Below are 306 nucleotides of genomic sequence, written 5' to 3' on the forward strand. Positions count from 1 at the left end.
GCACCGAGGCCAGGCCATTGTCGAGCGTATAGCTGTAGCTGCCGTCGCTGTTGAGATGCAGCGTGCCATAGGTGCCGACCAGGTCGTTGCCGACATTGCCAGCCGAGCCGTTGACGGCGCTGACGCTGTGCGTGTCGCCATTGTCGACATCGGTGTCGTTGGAAAGCACATTGCCGCTGACCGGATTGGGATCGGCCAGCGTGTTGGTGTCTTCCTTCACCGCCGCCGCATCGGCCACCGCCACCGGCGCGTCATTGGTGCCGGTGATGGTGATGGTCAGGTTGGCGGACGAAGAGCCGCCGTGAT

General features: G+C 63.7%; 1 protein-coding gene. It reads right to left on the bottom strand.

Annotated elements, in window-relative coordinates; genetic code table 11:
- The coding region (locus tag EN845_RS34605; RefSeq protein WP_135907308.1) for an Ig-like domain-containing protein at positions 1–306 on the bottom strand (306 nt) is incomplete at both ends.

This window comes from Mesorhizobium sp. M8A.F.Ca.ET.202.01.1.1, assembly GCF_004791595.1.
GTDB lineage: Bacteria > Pseudomonadota > Alphaproteobacteria > Rhizobiales > Rhizobiaceae > Mesorhizobium.